15 protein-coding genes and 1 pseudogene are annotated in these 13,168 nt (G+C 70.2%); 9 read left to right on the top strand and 7 right to left on the bottom strand.

From position 1 onward, the window contains the following. The first annotated feature begins 237 nt into the window (after window positions 1-237). On the top strand, window positions 238-1,251 hold the full coding sequence (locus AMK33_RS06005) for an SEC-C domain-containing protein (RefSeq protein ID WP_073931682.1): 1,014 nt from the start codon (window positions 238-240) through the stop codon (window positions 1,249-1,251). 115 nt (window positions 1,252-1,366) lie between these two features. On the opposite strand, the gene AMK33_RS06000 is transcribed toward AMK33_RS06005, so the two are convergent. After that, window positions 1,367-1,717, bottom strand: coding sequence for a DoxX family protein (locus AMK33_RS06000; RefSeq protein ID WP_073931681.1), 351 nt, complete (start codon window positions 1,715-1,717; stop codon window positions 1,367-1,369). A 134-nt stretch (window positions 1,718-1,851) separates the two neighbouring features. On the opposite strand from AMK33_RS06000, the gene AMK33_RS05995 reads away from it, so the two are divergent. The 3 genes from AMK33_RS05995 to AMK33_RS05990 all read left to right on the top strand — a co-directional run bounded on the left by AMK33_RS05995 (window position 1,852) and on the right by AMK33_RS05990 (window position 3,627). Continuing rightward, the gene (locus AMK33_RS05995; protein WP_073931680.1) at window positions 1,852-2,763 is read left to right on the top strand and encodes a LysR family transcriptional regulator; all 912 of its coding nucleotides are present in this window, start codon (window positions 1,852-1,854) and stop codon (window positions 2,761-2,763) included. Window positions 2,764-2,901: 138 nt separating this feature from the next. Beyond that, the gene (locus tag AMK33_RS42380; RefSeq protein ID WP_158075112.1) at window positions 2,902-3,072 is read left to right on the top strand and encodes a hypothetical protein; all 171 of its coding nucleotides are present in this window, start codon (window positions 2,902-2,904) and stop codon (window positions 3,070-3,072) included. A gap of 96 nt (window positions 3,073-3,168) precedes the next feature. After that, entirely contained in the window at window positions 3,169-3,627 is a 459-nt protein-coding gene (locus AMK33_RS05990) for a DUF3592 domain-containing protein (RefSeq protein WP_073931679.1), read from the top strand. A gap of 170 nt (window positions 3,628-3,797) precedes the next feature. Here the strand turns inward: AMK33_RS05990 and AMK33_RS05985 are convergent, their stop codons facing one another. Both AMK33_RS05985 and AMK33_RS05975 read right to left on the bottom strand, forming a co-directional pair. Further along, window positions 3,798-4,634, bottom strand: a complete 837-nt coding sequence (locus AMK33_RS05985; RefSeq protein WP_073931678.1) for an MBL fold metallo-hydrolase — start codon at window positions 4,632-4,634, stop codon at window positions 3,798-3,800. 545 nt (window positions 4,635-5,179) lie between these two features. Then, the gene (locus AMK33_RS05975) at window positions 5,180-5,626 is read right to left on the bottom strand and encodes a MarR family winged helix-turn-helix transcriptional regulator (RefSeq protein WP_073931676.1); all 447 of its coding nucleotides are present in this window, start codon (window positions 5,624-5,626) and stop codon (window positions 5,180-5,182) included. A gap of 108 nt (window positions 5,627-5,734) precedes the next feature. On the opposite strand from AMK33_RS05975, the gene AMK33_RS05970 reads away from it, so the two are divergent. After that, window positions 5,735-6,700: an alpha/beta hydrolase gene (locus AMK33_RS05970; protein WP_073931675.1), complete on the top strand. Its 966-nt coding sequence runs from the start codon at window positions 5,735-5,737 to the stop codon at window positions 6,698-6,700. A 216-nt stretch (window positions 6,701-6,916) separates the two neighbouring features. On the opposite strand, the gene AMK33_RS05965 is transcribed toward AMK33_RS05970, so the two are convergent. Both AMK33_RS05965 and AMK33_RS05960 read right to left on the bottom strand, forming a co-directional pair. Next, complete coding sequence (locus AMK33_RS05965; protein WP_073931674.1) at window positions 6,917-7,525, bottom strand: hypothetical protein; 609 nt, start codon at window positions 7,523-7,525, stop codon at window positions 6,917-6,919. Between the two features lie 295 nt (window positions 7,526-7,820). Continuing rightward, window positions 7,821-8,306: a MerR family transcriptional regulator gene (locus AMK33_RS05960; protein ID WP_079194762.1), complete on the bottom strand. Its 486-nt coding sequence runs from the start codon at window positions 8,304-8,306 to the stop codon at window positions 7,821-7,823. A 141-nt stretch (window positions 8,307-8,447) separates the two neighbouring features. Between AMK33_RS05960 and AMK33_RS05955 the strand changes: the two genes are divergently transcribed. Next, window positions 8,448-8,783 carry an EthD domain-containing protein gene (locus AMK33_RS05955; protein ID WP_073931673.1) on the top strand — a complete coding sequence of 112 codons (336 nt, stop codon included), beginning with the start codon at window positions 8,448-8,450 and terminating at the stop codon, window positions 8,781-8,783. 105 nt (window positions 8,784-8,888) lie between these two features. Here AMK33_RS05955 and AMK33_RS05950 read toward each other — a convergent pair whose 3' ends face one another. Both AMK33_RS05950 and AMK33_RS05945 read right to left on the bottom strand, forming a co-directional pair. Continuing rightward, on the bottom strand, window positions 8,889-9,851 hold the full coding sequence (locus AMK33_RS05950) for a hypothetical protein (protein ID WP_073931672.1): 963 nt from the start codon (window positions 9,849-9,851) through the stop codon (window positions 8,889-8,891). Window positions 9,852-10,083: 232 nt separating this feature from the next. Next, window positions 10,084-10,989, bottom strand: coding sequence for an NADP-dependent oxidoreductase (locus AMK33_RS05945; protein ID WP_073931671.1), 906 nt, complete (start codon window positions 10,987-10,989; stop codon window positions 10,084-10,086). Between the two features lie 120 nt (window positions 10,990-11,109). Here AMK33_RS05945 and AMK33_RS05940 point away from each other — a divergent pair, with 120 nt between their 5' ends. The 3 genes and pseudogenes from AMK33_RS05940 to AMK33_RS40305 all read left to right on the top strand — a co-directional run bounded on the left by AMK33_RS05940 (window position 11,110) and on the right by AMK33_RS40305 (window position 13,140). Continuing rightward, window positions 11,110-11,571 (top strand): MarR family winged helix-turn-helix transcriptional regulator, encoded by a 462-nt coding sequence (locus AMK33_RS05940; RefSeq protein ID WP_079194761.1) that lies wholly within the window; start codon window positions 11,110-11,112, stop codon window positions 11,569-11,571. A 419-nt stretch (window positions 11,572-11,990) separates the two neighbouring features. Continuing rightward, window positions 11,991-12,230 (top strand): hypothetical protein, encoded by a 240-nt coding sequence (locus AMK33_RS05935; RefSeq protein WP_073931669.1) that lies wholly within the window; start codon window positions 11,991-11,993, stop codon window positions 12,228-12,230. Between the two features lie 123 nt (window positions 12,231-12,353). Further along, a pseudogene (locus AMK33_RS40305) lies at window positions 12,354-13,140 on the top strand (IS5 family transposase). Window positions 13,141-13,168: the final 28 nt, after the last annotated feature.

The following is a 13,168-nucleotide window of genomic DNA, read 5'->3' as shown; positions in this document are numbered from 1 at the left end:
CCTCGTCCCGTCGCACCTACCGTACCGGCGTCGTACCGGGTTACCGGTCGTACCGGATCACCGGTCGTACCGGATCGAGTCCGGCCACCGCAACATCACAACGTCCGGCACGGCACAACGGTTCCGCCGACCGGACATTCGCCGTACGGATCGCAGGGCTCCGCGAGCGGGCCGGGAACAACCCGCGCGCCCCCTGCTCCCTCACCTCTGTCACCCGTCGGCAGTACGGTGTCACCCATGCGCCCCGACACGCCTGCCGAAAACGTCGACCACACCGCCGAAGCCGCCCGCCTGGAGCGGACCGCCGACCTCTACCCCGAGGACGCCGAGGCCCTGCTCCTGCGGGCCGCCGCCCACCGCGAGCTCTCCGGCGACCGCCCCGCCGCGACCGCCCTCTACGACCGCCTGCTGGCCTCCTCCCAGGAGCTGGACGACCCGTACCTGGTACGGGCCCTCAAGGCCTCGAACCTCTGGGAGTACGGCCACGAGGCGGAGGCCCGCGCGATCATCACCGGCATCCGCACGGCCGCCCCGCGCGACGCGGCCCCCTGGGTGATCGTCGCGGAGTCCCTGGAGGCGCACGACGAGCTGGAACAGGCGCACGAGACGTTCACGCAGGCGGTACGCCTCCTCCTGACCGGTGTCGAGGAGCCCCCGCGCGCCACCCACCCGCTCCTCTTCGGCCGCCACCGCGTGCGCAGGATGCTCGGCGCGGCGCACGACGAGTGGGACGCGCTCGCGGACACCGTCCACACCCTCCCGATCACCCTGGACGAACTCCACGACCCGAAGCGCGTGTGGTCCCTGGGCTCGGAGAACCCGGCGGAGCTGGAGGCGGAGATCGTCCGCCTGCGCGCGGAGCTGGGCGCGTACCGGGAGGCGCTGTCCCGCCCGTTCCCGGTGGCGGTGCTCCACTGGCCGGCCGGCGAACTGGCGGAACTGCTGTCGGCGTACCCGACGCTGGCGGAGGAGTACCCGACGCACGAGGAGCACCTGGCCTCGATAGAGGAGGCCCTGCGCGAACTGGCCGGGTCCGGCACCCCGAACCTGGGCATCGTCACGGGCACGGTCCCGTCGTACGAGGCGTTCGCCGCCTCGGAGCTCGCCTCCCCCGCGGACCCGGCCCTGCTCCCGCAGTACGCGACGACGCTGGCGGCCCGGGGCCGGGCGGTGGCGTGGCCGCCGGAGCGGTCGGCGGCGTGCTGGTGCGGTTCGGGACGGACGTACGGCGAATGCCACGGCGCCGGCTGACGGACCGCCGGATCGACGGACTGTGCGCCCGTCCGCCAGGTCCGGGCGTACGGGCACACAGGTGCTGCCACTACCACTGCCACTGCCACTGCCACTGCCGACCACTCGGCGGCGTCTATCGCGCGGCGGCAAGGACGAGGGACGCGGTGGCCAGACCCAGGTAGCCGCCGGGAAACGCGATGTTGTGGTAGACGCGGGCCCGGATGTGCGCGGCGACGGCGCCGATGAAGAACAGGACGAGCCCCGTCGCGGCGGCGACGCCGATGAACCGGACGCCCAGGAGCCCGAGCAGGAGCCCGGCGGCTCCCGCGGCCTTGAGCGCGCCGAGCCAAGGCAGCCAGGGCCGCGGGACACCGGCCTCGGCCGAGTTGGCGAGGACGAACCCGGCCCTCATGAAGTCCGCGACGGAGATCGCGGCGTTGGCGATGACCGTCATGACGGTGACGATCACGTAGGCGGTGGACATATGGCCCCCCTTCGGTACGACTCCCCCTTCGGCCGACCGCGCGGCGGGCGTGGGCGGGCCGCCGCCCGATCGTTGCGTCAAGCCTCCCCGAGCCTCGGAGCCACGGCCAATACCTGCACCTATAACCTGACGGCATGGATGTGGACACTCGGCTGCTGCGCTATTTCGTCGCCGTGGCGGAGGAGGGGACCCTCACCCGTGCCGCGGAACGACTGTTCGTGTCCCAGCCGGCCCTCACCAAGCAGATCAAGCAGTTGGAGACCCGGCTCGGAGTGCGGTTGTTCACCCGGTCCCGCACCGGCATGGCCCTCACCGAGCCGGGCCGGGCCCTGGCGGAGCGGGTGCCCGGCCTGCTGGCCGACTGGGACCAGGTGCTGCGGGAGGCCAAGAGCGCGGCCGGCCGGGCAGCCCGCGTGCTGCGGGTCGGCTTCCTGGCCAGTGCCGCCAACGAGGCGACCCCGCGCATCATCACGGAGTTCGCCCGACGCCGGCCGGGCTGGCGGGCGGACATGCGGCAGGCCACCTGGTCGAACCCGAGCGCCGGACTCGCCGACGGGGACGTCGACGTCGCCCTGCTGCGGATGCCCTTCCCCGGCCAGGACGCCCTGCGGACGGCGGTGCTGTTCACCGAACCCCGCTGGGTCGCCCTCCCCACGGGACACCCCTTGGCGACCTGCGACCTGATCGCCTTCGACGATCTGCGGGACGAACCGTTCGTGGCCGCCCCGCCCGAGTCCGGCTGGTGGCGGGACCACTGGCTGGCCGTCGACGAACGCGACGGCCACCCGGTCACCATCGGCGCCGTCACCGATCAGCCGGACGACTGGCTCAGCGCGATCGCCAACGGCTACGGCATCGCCTTCGCCCCCGCGTCCGCCGCCCGCTTCTACGCCCGCCCCGGCGTGACCTACCGCCCCGTCAGCGGCATCAGCCCCAGTCGGGTCGGCGTCGCGTGGTCCCCCGCCGACGACACCGATCCCGTCGTCCAGGACTTCGTCCGCTGCTGCCTGGACCACGGACCCCGCCCCGGGGAGAACTCCGCCTGATCACACACCCGGAGCCGACCGCCCGACACGTCGCCGCGGGCAGGAGCGGTTCCTCGGCCACGGCGATGCCGACCCGCTGGGCCGTCCGCGGCAGGCGGGTGCCGCGTCCGTGAGTCTTTCGCCTCCTTCCCGCGGCTGGTGGCCGAGGGATACCTCAGGCACCACGACTTCCAGGTCCGGGACGACAACCGGAACGGCATTCACGCACGCCGCGAGGACTACACGGTCTCCCTGCGCTTCGACGACCGGGATCATGTGATCGCGCTGTCCCGGACCGATGCCGGTTCGCCGTGCGCCGGACCGGTGTGAGTCCACGGCGGGGCGGACGGGGCTCTGTCCCGGGGAACCACCGCATGACCGCATCCGTCTCCGAGGAGAGCTGGAGTCGGCTCCGGGGGAGGCCACATGGATCAGCCATGGCTCACGATCACACTCGTCATGGCCATCGGCGCGACGGCCCTGGGCATCGCGATCCTGCGCGGCGCCCTGCGCCGGCGCCGGGCCCTCGGCCGCCTCGGCGTCCGGGGCAAACGCACCCGCGGCGAGGTCGCCCGCAGCGCCCGCCGCGAGGGCCCGACGACCCACCCGCCCCAGGTCCGCTACCAGGCCCCACCCGTGAACAACCTCGACGCCCCACCCACCCAGACCTACCGCCGCGCCCCCCTCAACCACGAGTCCCACCCCCTCCACGCCGGCGTCCCGGTCGTCCTGCGCTACGACCCGGGGGACCCGAGGAGGGTGGTGGTCGTCCACACGAAGGACGGACGCCCGGGAAACGTCTCGTACTCGGCGACCGCCAACATGGCCTGGGGCGTCTTCTTCGTGCTCTTCGGGATGGCCATGGGGGTGGGGGCGTTCCTGTAACGGCCCGCGGGAGCCTCGTGGCCGACGAGGACCCGGCCTGCCTCCGGGCACTGGCCGAGCGCGGCGGACGGGAACGCCGGGGCCGGGCACGGACCTGACCGGCGGACCGTCGCCCGACGTTCACGGCCGTGCTGTCGCACTGACCCGTCCCGTGGGTGGAGACGTGCGGGTCAGGCCGTGGCCCGGGCGCCGACGGTCACCCGCTCCCCCGGGGCGCACCGCACCAGGCGCGCCTGGTGTCCCCGGCGCCCCGCCTCCGCGAGGAAGTCCTCCAGCGGGGAGCGGAAGACCGTGTAGTCGCTGTGGTGCACGGGCAGCGCGCGTCGCGGGCGCAGCAGGTCGAGCAGGTCGGCGCCCTGCCCGGCGTCCATGGTGACCACCAGGCCGCCGGGCAGGGTCGTACCGCCGAGGTGCAGGACGGCCAGGTGGATGTCCGGGTACCGCACGGCGATCTCACGCAGCCCGTCGTACATCAGGGTGTCGCCGGACAGGTAGAGAACCAGCCGGATCTCCCCCGAGCGGTCGCCGAACTCCAGCAGGCTGCCCATCACCGGCGGCAGCAGGGCCCGCAGCGGGCCGGGCGCGTGGCGGCCCGGCAGCGAGGTGACGCGCACGGAGGAGTCCCCGTGCCGCAGGGTGCGGCTCTGCCAGGTACGCAGCCCGGTGGCGCGGCGGAACCCGTACAGCCCCTTCAGCAGACGGGCACCGTGCGGGGTGGTGACGAACGGCAGGCCCCGGTCCAGCCCGCGCCGGGCCACCCGGTCGAAGTGATCGCCGTGCAGGTGTGACAGCACGACGGCGTCCAGGTCCTCGTGGGGCAGGTCCGCCACGTCGACGGCGGGCTCGGTCAGCCGGCGCGAGCGGAGCCCGTAGCCGAGGTGGGCGAACTGCCCGCGGTGCAGGAAGTTCGGATCGGTCAGCAGCGTCAGCTCCCCGTAGCGGATCAGCAGGGTGGCGTTGCCGATGAAGAGGATCTCCGCGGTGCCCTCGGGCGGTTTCTGCCGCACGGCCGACTCCCTCCGTCGTACGTGAGTCCCGTGGGGGCCGGGTGAGCGGTGGGGGCGGTTCTACACCTCCCGGGGCGTGCGGTCCGGGCCCGTCCCGTGTTCAGGGCGGTGGCGTTCCTGTGGCGGCTTCGGGGCGAGGCGTCCAGGACGCGGGCCCGGCTGACCGCCGGACTCCCGGAGTCGCCGCGCGTCCCCGCGCCCTGATCGATGTCGATGGCCTCGGAGTCACCCGGGGTCGCTTTCACCTGGTTCATCCGGTTCGTCCCGGCAAAGACCTCATGGCCCGAACGCGTCCGCCGGGTCCGGTCAGTCGACCGTGCGCAGCACCAGCCGCACAACCCCCTTGACCCCTCGCCAGAGCCAGCCGAACAGCCCTGCCCCCGAAGCAAGGTCAGCGGCGTCCGCGGCAGGCTCCGTCCAGTCAGTCTTCGAGCGGCACCGGGAGCAGGAACGGGGCCAACTACGCTTCCGAGCACCGCACTTCTTGCACTTCGCCATGACCTCATTCTCCCCTGCCGCCGCGCCCCCTTCCCCGTCGCCTCCCCTCAGCCCGGCCTGCCGTGGGAGCCCGCCTCCAAGGTCGCGCGAAGGGCGGCCAGGGTCGAGGCGATGCGGGTCAGGTCGTCAGGGGGAACCGCCTCGGTCAGTGAGGCGAGTTCGCTTTCGACAAGGGGGCGGGAAGCGGCCAGCTGCCGCTCGCCCTCGGAGGTGAGGCGGAGGACGGACGAGCGACGGTCCTGGGGGTGCGCGACCCGCAGGCACCAGCCCGCGGCCACCAGCCGGTCGACCGCCTTGCTGACGGCCCCCACGGTGATCGCCAGTTCGCCGACGATGTCGAGCACGCGGCACCCCGGCACGCGGTCGATGATCTCCAGGAACTCGAACTGCCCCAGCCCCAGTCCTCGTTCGGCGCGCAGCCGGGCGTTCACGGCGTTGTAGAGCCGGGTCTCGACGCGGACGAGATCGGTGAAGATCGAAGTGATGTGACTCACACCAGCCTCCAATAGATTCCTGGGAATCATCTTCCCCGGAATCCGGTTGGGATCGGACAGATGGATTCCCAGGAATCCATCCTCGCATCCGACTCATGGAGGCCCCACATGTCCCGACAGCAGCGCGACGCCCTGGACGCCGTACTCCGTTCCGCCCCGCGCAGCGAGACGCGACCCACTCCCGAGCAGCAGCGCAGCGATTTCAGCGCGGCGCTCACCCGCCCCGCGCCGGAGGACGTGGTCACCCGCAGGACCGTCCTGGGCGGGCGGCCGACCCTGGAGCTGCAGCAGGCCGAGGCCTCCGCCCACGGCCTGCTGCTCTACCTGCACGGCGGCGGCTACGTCATCGGCTCACCGGACACCCATGCGGGACTGGTCGGCGAACTGGCCCGCCGTGCCGGGCTGCGGGCGGTGTCGGTGGACTACCGACTGGCGCCCGAGCACCCCTTCCCCGCGGCCGTCGACGACGGGCTCGCGGCCTACCCCGAGCTGCTGGCAGCGGGTACCGACCCACGGGACCTCGTCCTGGCCGGCGACTCCGCCGGTGGCGGCCTGAGCATCGCCACGCTGCTCGCGGCCCGGGAGGCCGGGCTGCCGCAACCGGCCGCCGTGGTCGTCTTTTCCCCCTGGACCGACCTCACCCTCTCCGGAGCAAGCATCCGGTCCAAGGAGGAGGCCGACCCCATCTTCACCGAGGCCGACGTGCGCGCCTACGCCGATCTCTACGCCGGCGCGGACGACCGGGCGCACCCCCTGGTCAGCCCGGTCTTCGCCGACCTCACCGGACTGCCCCCGCTCCTCGTACAGGTCGGGGCGAACGAGATACTGCTCGACGACGCGGTCCGGCTGGCCGGCCGCGCGGGCGCCGACGGCGTCGAGGTCACGCTCGAAGTCGGGCCCGGCCTCCCCCACGTCTTCCAGCACCACTACGGCCGCCTCGACGAGGCGGACGCCGCACTCGACCGCGCCGCCCGCTTCCTCACTTCCCACCTTGGCGCCGGGCACCCGGGCGCCGACCGCCCCGAACCGGTCCCCTCAGGGCTTCGGCGCAGTCGGCGGGCGTCCGCTTCGTGACCACTCGTTCGTGACCACTCGTTCGTGACCACTCGTTCGTGACCACTCGTTCGTGACCACTCGCGGTGAAGGGAACGCGAGCGGACGGTTCCCGCCTCATGTCCATTGCGCCTCGGCAGCCTGCGTCTCCACGCACCGTCGGGCGGAGCCGGCCGACCGGGTCCGGCGCATGCGTTCCCGACGTTCCCTCAGGCCGAGACGAGAGGTGACGCCACCTCAGATGGTCGGGGTGTCGTCAACAACCGGCTTGTGGATCTCGACGACCGGCTTCCACCCCGCGGAGAACTCGATGAAGTCCGCACGGGTGGGGTAGGTGTCGATCGCGCGACGGTCACGCTTGGGGTTGTCGCCCCCCTTGCGCCCCCGGGGAATCTGCTCCTCGAAGATGTCGACCTTCACGTCGGGAACCTCCTTGAGGCCCTGGCGCCAGATCTGCACGACGTCGGCGCCGAACGCCTGCCGGGCCGCAGCGTAAAGGGCCGAGAGGGACCCCTTGTCCCCACCGGGGACGAAAAGCGCCAGGTCCAGCACGACACCGGCGGACTGGAGGACCTCGATGGTCACCGAGCCGTTCTCGTCGGCCAGGTAGATTCCGGCTTCGTTCTCGTCGTCGGGAAGGCAGGAGACCTCTTCCTGGAATACGGTTCTCGCCGTGATCGAGCCGCCCTCGAAAGCCTCACCGGACTTGGTCAGAAAAGCAGGGACATAGCAGTCGGGAAGTTTGAGTTCTGCCGTGTCGGCGGAAACGAAGATCCTGTCCTTCACACCGAGCTTCGTCACCTCTTCCAGCGAAAGGCGGCGAGCGGCGATCTTCTCCGTGTTCACGATTTCCCTTTCAGGTTGCACTGTCCCTCCGAACAAGAACGCTACCACGAAACCCCGAGGTCAACTGCCCAGTAATCTTTGGGTAGATGGCCTCCGACGAGCCGCACGGGAGGATATTGAAGCGAGTGCCACTCGGCCGGGAACACGCATCGCCGGGCAGTATCCCCCGCCACGGTGTCGGGGATCAACTGACGATTGCATTTCGGTGCGTTGGGTGGCACGAGGGAACCAAAAGAGAGCTTACGGCAGATATCACCCATATCACCTTCGGGAAGGCGGCGCCCGGCGGAAGACGTCAGCCGGGGAAAGCTTTTGAGCGCGAACCGCGCAGCCCGGAGCATCTCACCGGAGGAGAACCAGGTTGTCGACCCGACTGCTCCGGCTGCTCCGGCTGCTCCGGCTGCTCCGAGGTCGAATCACCCGCCGCGTCCGCCAGAAAGTCCCGATTGGCGCCAATCAGGTGATCAAGCGCTTCTCTGGCGGCGGCCAGGCTGTCGATCGCGGACGAAAGACGAATCCGCTCCCGATCCATGACGGCCAAGGCCTGCCGGGCCCTGTCCGCGTCGGGCTGCGCCATGCAGGGGACCAACTGGGCGATGGTCCTGCTGGACATCCCGGCGGCCAGGAACGTCTGGATCAGCGCCACCCGCCGGACGTGATCGTCGTCGTAACACCGCTGGCCGCTGGGGGACCTCGCACTGACCAGTAGACCCTGCTGCTCGTAGTAGCGCAGCGATCGACGGCTCGCTCCCGTCCGGGCGGACAGTTCACCGATCCGCATCCCACCCCCGTGTGCTCCGGGTCACAGCGACTTGCCCCTGACATCGATGTGAGCGCCTAGGTTGACCCCACGGCTCACGCCCCACCGCCGGCGCGTCCGGCCGCCCTCCCTCGCGTCCGTGAACACGAAAAGGAGAAGCCCGTGATCAAGTTCGCCTTCATGATAAACCGCATCGACGGGATGACCTTCGAGGAATTCGTCGAGCACCACCGGGACCGCCACGCCCCGCTGTTCACCTCCATTCCGGAAGCCCAGCGGTACGTGAAGAAGTACACCGTCTCCCACCCGGTCCCCGCCGAAGGCTACCCGGGCCCCGCCTACGACGGCCTCACTGAGATCTGGTTCGAAAGCTGGGCGGATCACGACGCCTTCTTCACGTCCGAGAACTACAGGGAACTGGTGAACCCGGACGAGAGCAAGTTCATCGACATGAATTCGGTGGCGGTCATGGTCACCGAAGAAAGGGCCGTGATCTAGCCCCTCGGACTGCCCGCTTCGTACCGCAGGCGATGCGGCGGTCCGTCGATGCGGCGGCCCGGCCGATCCGGGAACTCGATCTCCGATGCCGTCCGGGGTCGACCGCTACGTCAGGGCCTCGGCGAGGCGGTCCACACCGAATCCGCTGATCAGTAGGCGTTCTTTGCGGTTACCGGTGAGCAGTCGGCTCCATGGGACGAAGCCACCGTCGCCGACTTCCAACCGGTTGCCTCCGATACTGGTGCAGATCTTGAAGCAGACGCCGGTGTAGTAGCCGCGTCCGGTGGCCCGGTCGGGGTCCTCGCACACTTCCACCCGCGGCAGCCCGGCGAGGTCGTGACGCACCCGCTCGAGGGTCGGACCGGGCGCGTCGTCCAGGAAGGTCAGTCCGATCCGTGTGTCCTGTGCCCCGATGCCGGCCATGACCCGGGCGGCGAACCTCAGGTGCTCGGTCAGGTGCTGGTGCTCGAAGAGCCGGTTGCCGGTGTCCCGGCCGGCCGTCACCAGACCGAAGAGCTGGAAGTGGGCGAGGTTCCCCGGGCCCTTGAAGCTCTGGGCGCGCACCACCCGCTGACTGGCCGCCAGCCGGACCGGCACGTTCGAGCGAGGGTCGGCGGCCAGGGCCAGAGCTCGCCGGTGCGATGCCTCCAGCGCGAGTGCGTTCGTCGGATCGGCGGCCACCTCACTGCCCCGGACAGTCGCGATCACCTTGCGCGGATCGACGGTCGCCACGGCCGAGTGCGTGGCCAGTGGCACCACCGGGGCGAGCACGAGGACCTCGAAGCCGTCGGGCAACGCCGACACCAGCACGTCCTCGGCGCGACGCAGCGCGGCGAACCCGACCGGCGCCGGGGCCACGAACCGGTCACTGCGATAGCGCCGCATCACGTCGGCCGGCGAGAGCCGGTCCGCCCGGCGCCGGAACACCTCCAGCAGCAAGGTGGTCAGATCCGCGCCCGACAACCCGTCGGCCAGCAGTTCCAGCAGCTCCGGCCCGTCGGCCCGCGCCAGAATCCGGCGTAACGCCGGATTGACCGGGATGTCTCCGGTGGTGTCATCACGCGTCATGGACGTCGAGTATTACGGTTCAGAGATCGGCAGGACCACCGGGTTTCCGTCGCTCACCGGCCGTACACCAAGGACGGACGGCCGGGGAAGGTGCCGTACCCGCCGACCGCCGTCTGCCACACGGCCGACGCCCGCTACGCGGCATGCGGCCGGTGGGCGCCCGGCCGCACCCGCCCCGCCCCGTCGTGACGCCGCCGCGGGCGGGACGGTCGCGCCCGGGCAGCGGTCGCCGCTACAGGGTGATGACGATCTTCCCCTGGGTGTGGCCGCGTTCGGCCTCCCGGTGCGCTTCGGCGATCTCGTCCAGCGGGTGGGTCGCGGCGAGGTGGGGCGTGAACCTGCCCTGGCCGCCCAGCGCCGCGCCCTCCGCGAGCACCGTGGCGTCGTTCTCCGCGTAGAGGTGCCGTACTCCGAGTCGGTCCTCGCGTGCCGCGTCGGCGACCGTCACGACGCGGTCCGCGTCGCCGGCGATGGCGACGAGGTCGGGGAGCGAGCCGGAGGCGGCCATGTCGAACACGGCGTCCACTCCCGCCGGGGCGAGTTCGCGGACTCGATCGGCCAACCCTTCGCCGTAGGTGGTGGGCAGGGCCCCCAGCGTGCGCAGATAAGCGTGCTTGCCCGTGCTCGACGTGCCGATGACGGTGGCGCCGCGGGCCACCGCCATGGCGACGGCGGCACTGCCCACACCACCGGCGGCTCCTTCGATCAGCAGCGTGCGGCCGGACAGGTCGCCGAGCGCGTCGAGCCCCCGGCCCGCGGTGGCGACGGCCAGCCCGGCTCCGGCGGCCTGCTCCAGCGTCCACGGTTCCGGCACCGGGGCCCAGGCGGTCAGCGTGGCGTACTGCGCGGTCGCTCCGAAGATGCCGCCGAGGCCGAAGACCCGGTCACCGACGGCGACATCGGTGACGCCCTCACCGACCTCGTCCACCACACCGGCGGCGTCGCGACCGGGGATCGCCGGGAAGTCGACCGGGAAGTGGGCGCGGACCTCCCCCGAACGCAGCTTCCAGTCGACCGGGTTGACGCTGGCCGCGGTGACCTGGATACGGATCTCACCGGGACCGGCGTGCGGCTCCGGGACGTCCTCGATGACGAGTACGTCGGCGGGGCCGTAGTCGTGGTAGCGGGCAACACGCATCAGTCGCTCCTTGCTCGGCATTCACTTGCAGCGGAAATTAACTTAGAGTTCAAAACTTTCCATGGCAAGTACCTGTGAGTCACTTACTGCGGAAAGTGCCCTCGCGCTACGATCGCGAGCGTGGAAGCGAATCATGAGCTCGTCCCGGCCGAGGCGGAGACGTGGGAGTCGCTGCTGTCGGTGCTCCTCTGGCTTCCGGCGGCACTGGACGGACGGCTCAAGCAGCAGGGACTGAGCCATCACGAGTTCCTGATCCTGTGGTGCCTGACGCAGCACCGGGGCCGCGCGCACACCATGAGTTCCCTCGCCGAACTGTCCCGGGTCACCCCGTCACACCTGTCCCGCATCGCCTCCCGGCTGGAGAGACAGGGCTGGCTCGTGCGCGAGCAGGACCCCTCGGACGCCCGCGTCACGATCGCGTCGCTGACCGAGGCGGGATCCCTGAAGTACGCGCAGGCGGCACCCGGCTACTACGCGACCCTGCGCGAACACGTCTTCGACCAACTCACCGAGGAACAGGCCGGACAACTCGGCGGCATCGCCGCGCTCATCGCACGGTCCCTCGATCCCCGCGCGGACTGAGTCGGTCATTCCGCCTGAACCACGGGCGAGGCGTTCGAGGGTGTCCCCCCTGCACGCCGGCATCCCGATCGCCCTCCGGTACGACCCGGGGAACCGCGCCGGATGGTGGTCGTCCACACGAAGGATGGGCGGCAGGGGGAGGTGTCGTATTCGGCGACGGCAAACATGACCTGGGGGTCTTCATCGTGCCGCTCGGCATGACCATGGGAGTGGCGGCGTTTCTGTGAGATGCCACAACGAACACTCGGAGGTGTGGCATGACTCCGAAGCCAGTGCTCCCTCACCCTGACCCGGAGCGAGTTGAAGTCGATACCGACAGAGGCAGTGATCCGCTGAGCTGTGAACGAGCACGATAGTCCCAGATACACAGTGCAGACTCGACAGTTGAAGGCTCCCTAGGCACCTGGCAAGGTGTGCACATGGCCTTGATCAAGGAGTTCCAGCAGGTCCCCTCTGACACCCAGAAGATCCACGGCCCGGTCACATGCGGTTACCGGACGTTTACCATCGAGGGGCGTCGCGTCCTTCAGCTAGACACCTACGGATCCGCCGACCGTGAAATCCCTAACAAGATCAGTCAAAGTGTTCAGCTCGACGCCGAAGGCGCTCGCGCACTGATCGAAATCATCACCGAGGCCTTCCCAGACATCATTCACTGACCTCTTCCTAATATATTCATGCTTCAGGCTAACAACGGCTAACACAATGAGATGGATCGCTCCCGGTTGCCGTGTCCGGGGCGGGAGTTGAGCGTTCGGTCCGGTGTGGGGACGTCGCCGTGGATCGTGTCGAATGAGCTGTGGGACCGTCTGGAGCCGCAGCGAGAGCGGCGCTTTCGCTATCCGGGTCACAAACCGTTGCCGGACCGGGAGGTGCTGTGCGGGATCTTGTACGTGCTGCACACCGGGATCTAGTGGGAGTACCTGCCGCAGAACCTCGGTTTCGGCTCAGGCATGACGTGCTGGCGCCGACTGCGGGACTGGAACGAGGCCGGTGTCTGGCAGCGGCTCCACGAGGTGCTGCTGGCAGAACTCAACGCGGCCTCACGCCTGGACTGATCCCGCTGCGTGGTCGACTCCTCCCACGTCAGGGCCCTAAAAAGGGGACAGCAACACGGGCCCCTCGCCGGTCGACCGGGGCAGGGCCGGCTCGAAACACCATCTGATCACCGACGGGCACAGCACCCCGCTCGCAGTGCTGCTGACCGGCGGCAACCGCAACGACGTCACCCAGCTCCTGCCGCTACTCGATGCGATCCCGCCGGTCCACGGCCGGGTCGGGCGTCCCCGTCGCAGGCCGGATTCCCTCTTCGCCGACCGCGGCTACGACCATGACGTCTACCGCGACCAGGTCCGCGCCTGCGGCATCGTGCCAGCCATCGCCCGCTGCGGCACCCTGCACGGCACGGGACTGGGCACCTACCACTGGGGCGTGGAGAGGAGTTTCGCGTGGCTGCACGGCTTTCAACGTCTGCGCATCCGCTGGGAACGCAGGGCCGACATCCATGGAGCGTTCCTCAAACTCGCCTGTTGTCTCATCACTCATCGACAACTCAGGGCATTGCGCTGATCCTGGGAGGGCTGGTCACGCCGTGAAT

The organism is Streptomyces sp. CB02400 (assembly GCF_001905725.1).
Lineage (GTDB): Bacteria > Actinomycetota > Actinomycetes > Streptomycetales > Streptomycetaceae > Streptomyces > Streptomyces atrovirens.
The sequence above is the reverse complement of the archived record's forward strand: the minus strand, read 5'-3'. Positions and strand labels throughout refer to the sequence as shown.

What these genes read in the sequence shown, in the direction of transcription:
- AMK33_RS06005 (WP_073931682.1), top strand. Translation starts at nt 238, where the DNA reads ATGCGCCCCGACACGCCTGCCGAAAACGTCGACCACACCGCCGAAGCC.
- AMK33_RS05950 (WP_073931672.1), bottom strand. Translation starts at nt 9,851, where the DNA reads ATGACGCGTGATGACACCACCGGAGACATCCCGGTCAATCCGGCGTTA.
- AMK33_RS05970 (WP_073931675.1), top strand. Translation starts at nt 5,735, where the DNA reads ATGTCCCGACAGCAGCGCGACGCCCTGGACGCCGTACTCCGTTCCGCC.
- AMK33_RS05995 (WP_073931680.1), top strand. Translation starts at nt 1,852, where the DNA reads ATGGATGTGGACACTCGGCTGCTGCGCTATTTCGTCGCCGTGGCGGAG.
- AMK33_RS05945 (WP_073931671.1), bottom strand. Translation starts at nt 10,989, where the DNA reads ATGCGTGTTGCCCGCTACCACGACTACGGCCCCGCCGACGTACTCGTC.
- AMK33_RS05960 (WP_079194762.1), bottom strand. Translation starts at nt 8,306, where the DNA reads ATGCGGATCGGTGAACTGTCCGCCCGGACGGGAGCGAGCCGTCGATCG.
- AMK33_RS05990 (WP_073931679.1), top strand. Translation starts at nt 3,169, where the DNA reads ATGGATCAGCCATGGCTCACGATCACACTCGTCATGGCCATCGGCGCG.
- AMK33_RS05935 (WP_073931669.1), top strand. Translation starts at nt 11,991, where the DNA reads ATGGCCTTGATCAAGGAGTTCCAGCAGGTCCCCTCTGACACCCAGAAG.
- AMK33_RS06000 (WP_073931681.1), bottom strand. Translation starts at nt 1,717, where the DNA reads ATGTCCACCGCCTACGTGATCGTCACCGTCATGACGGTCATCGCCAAC.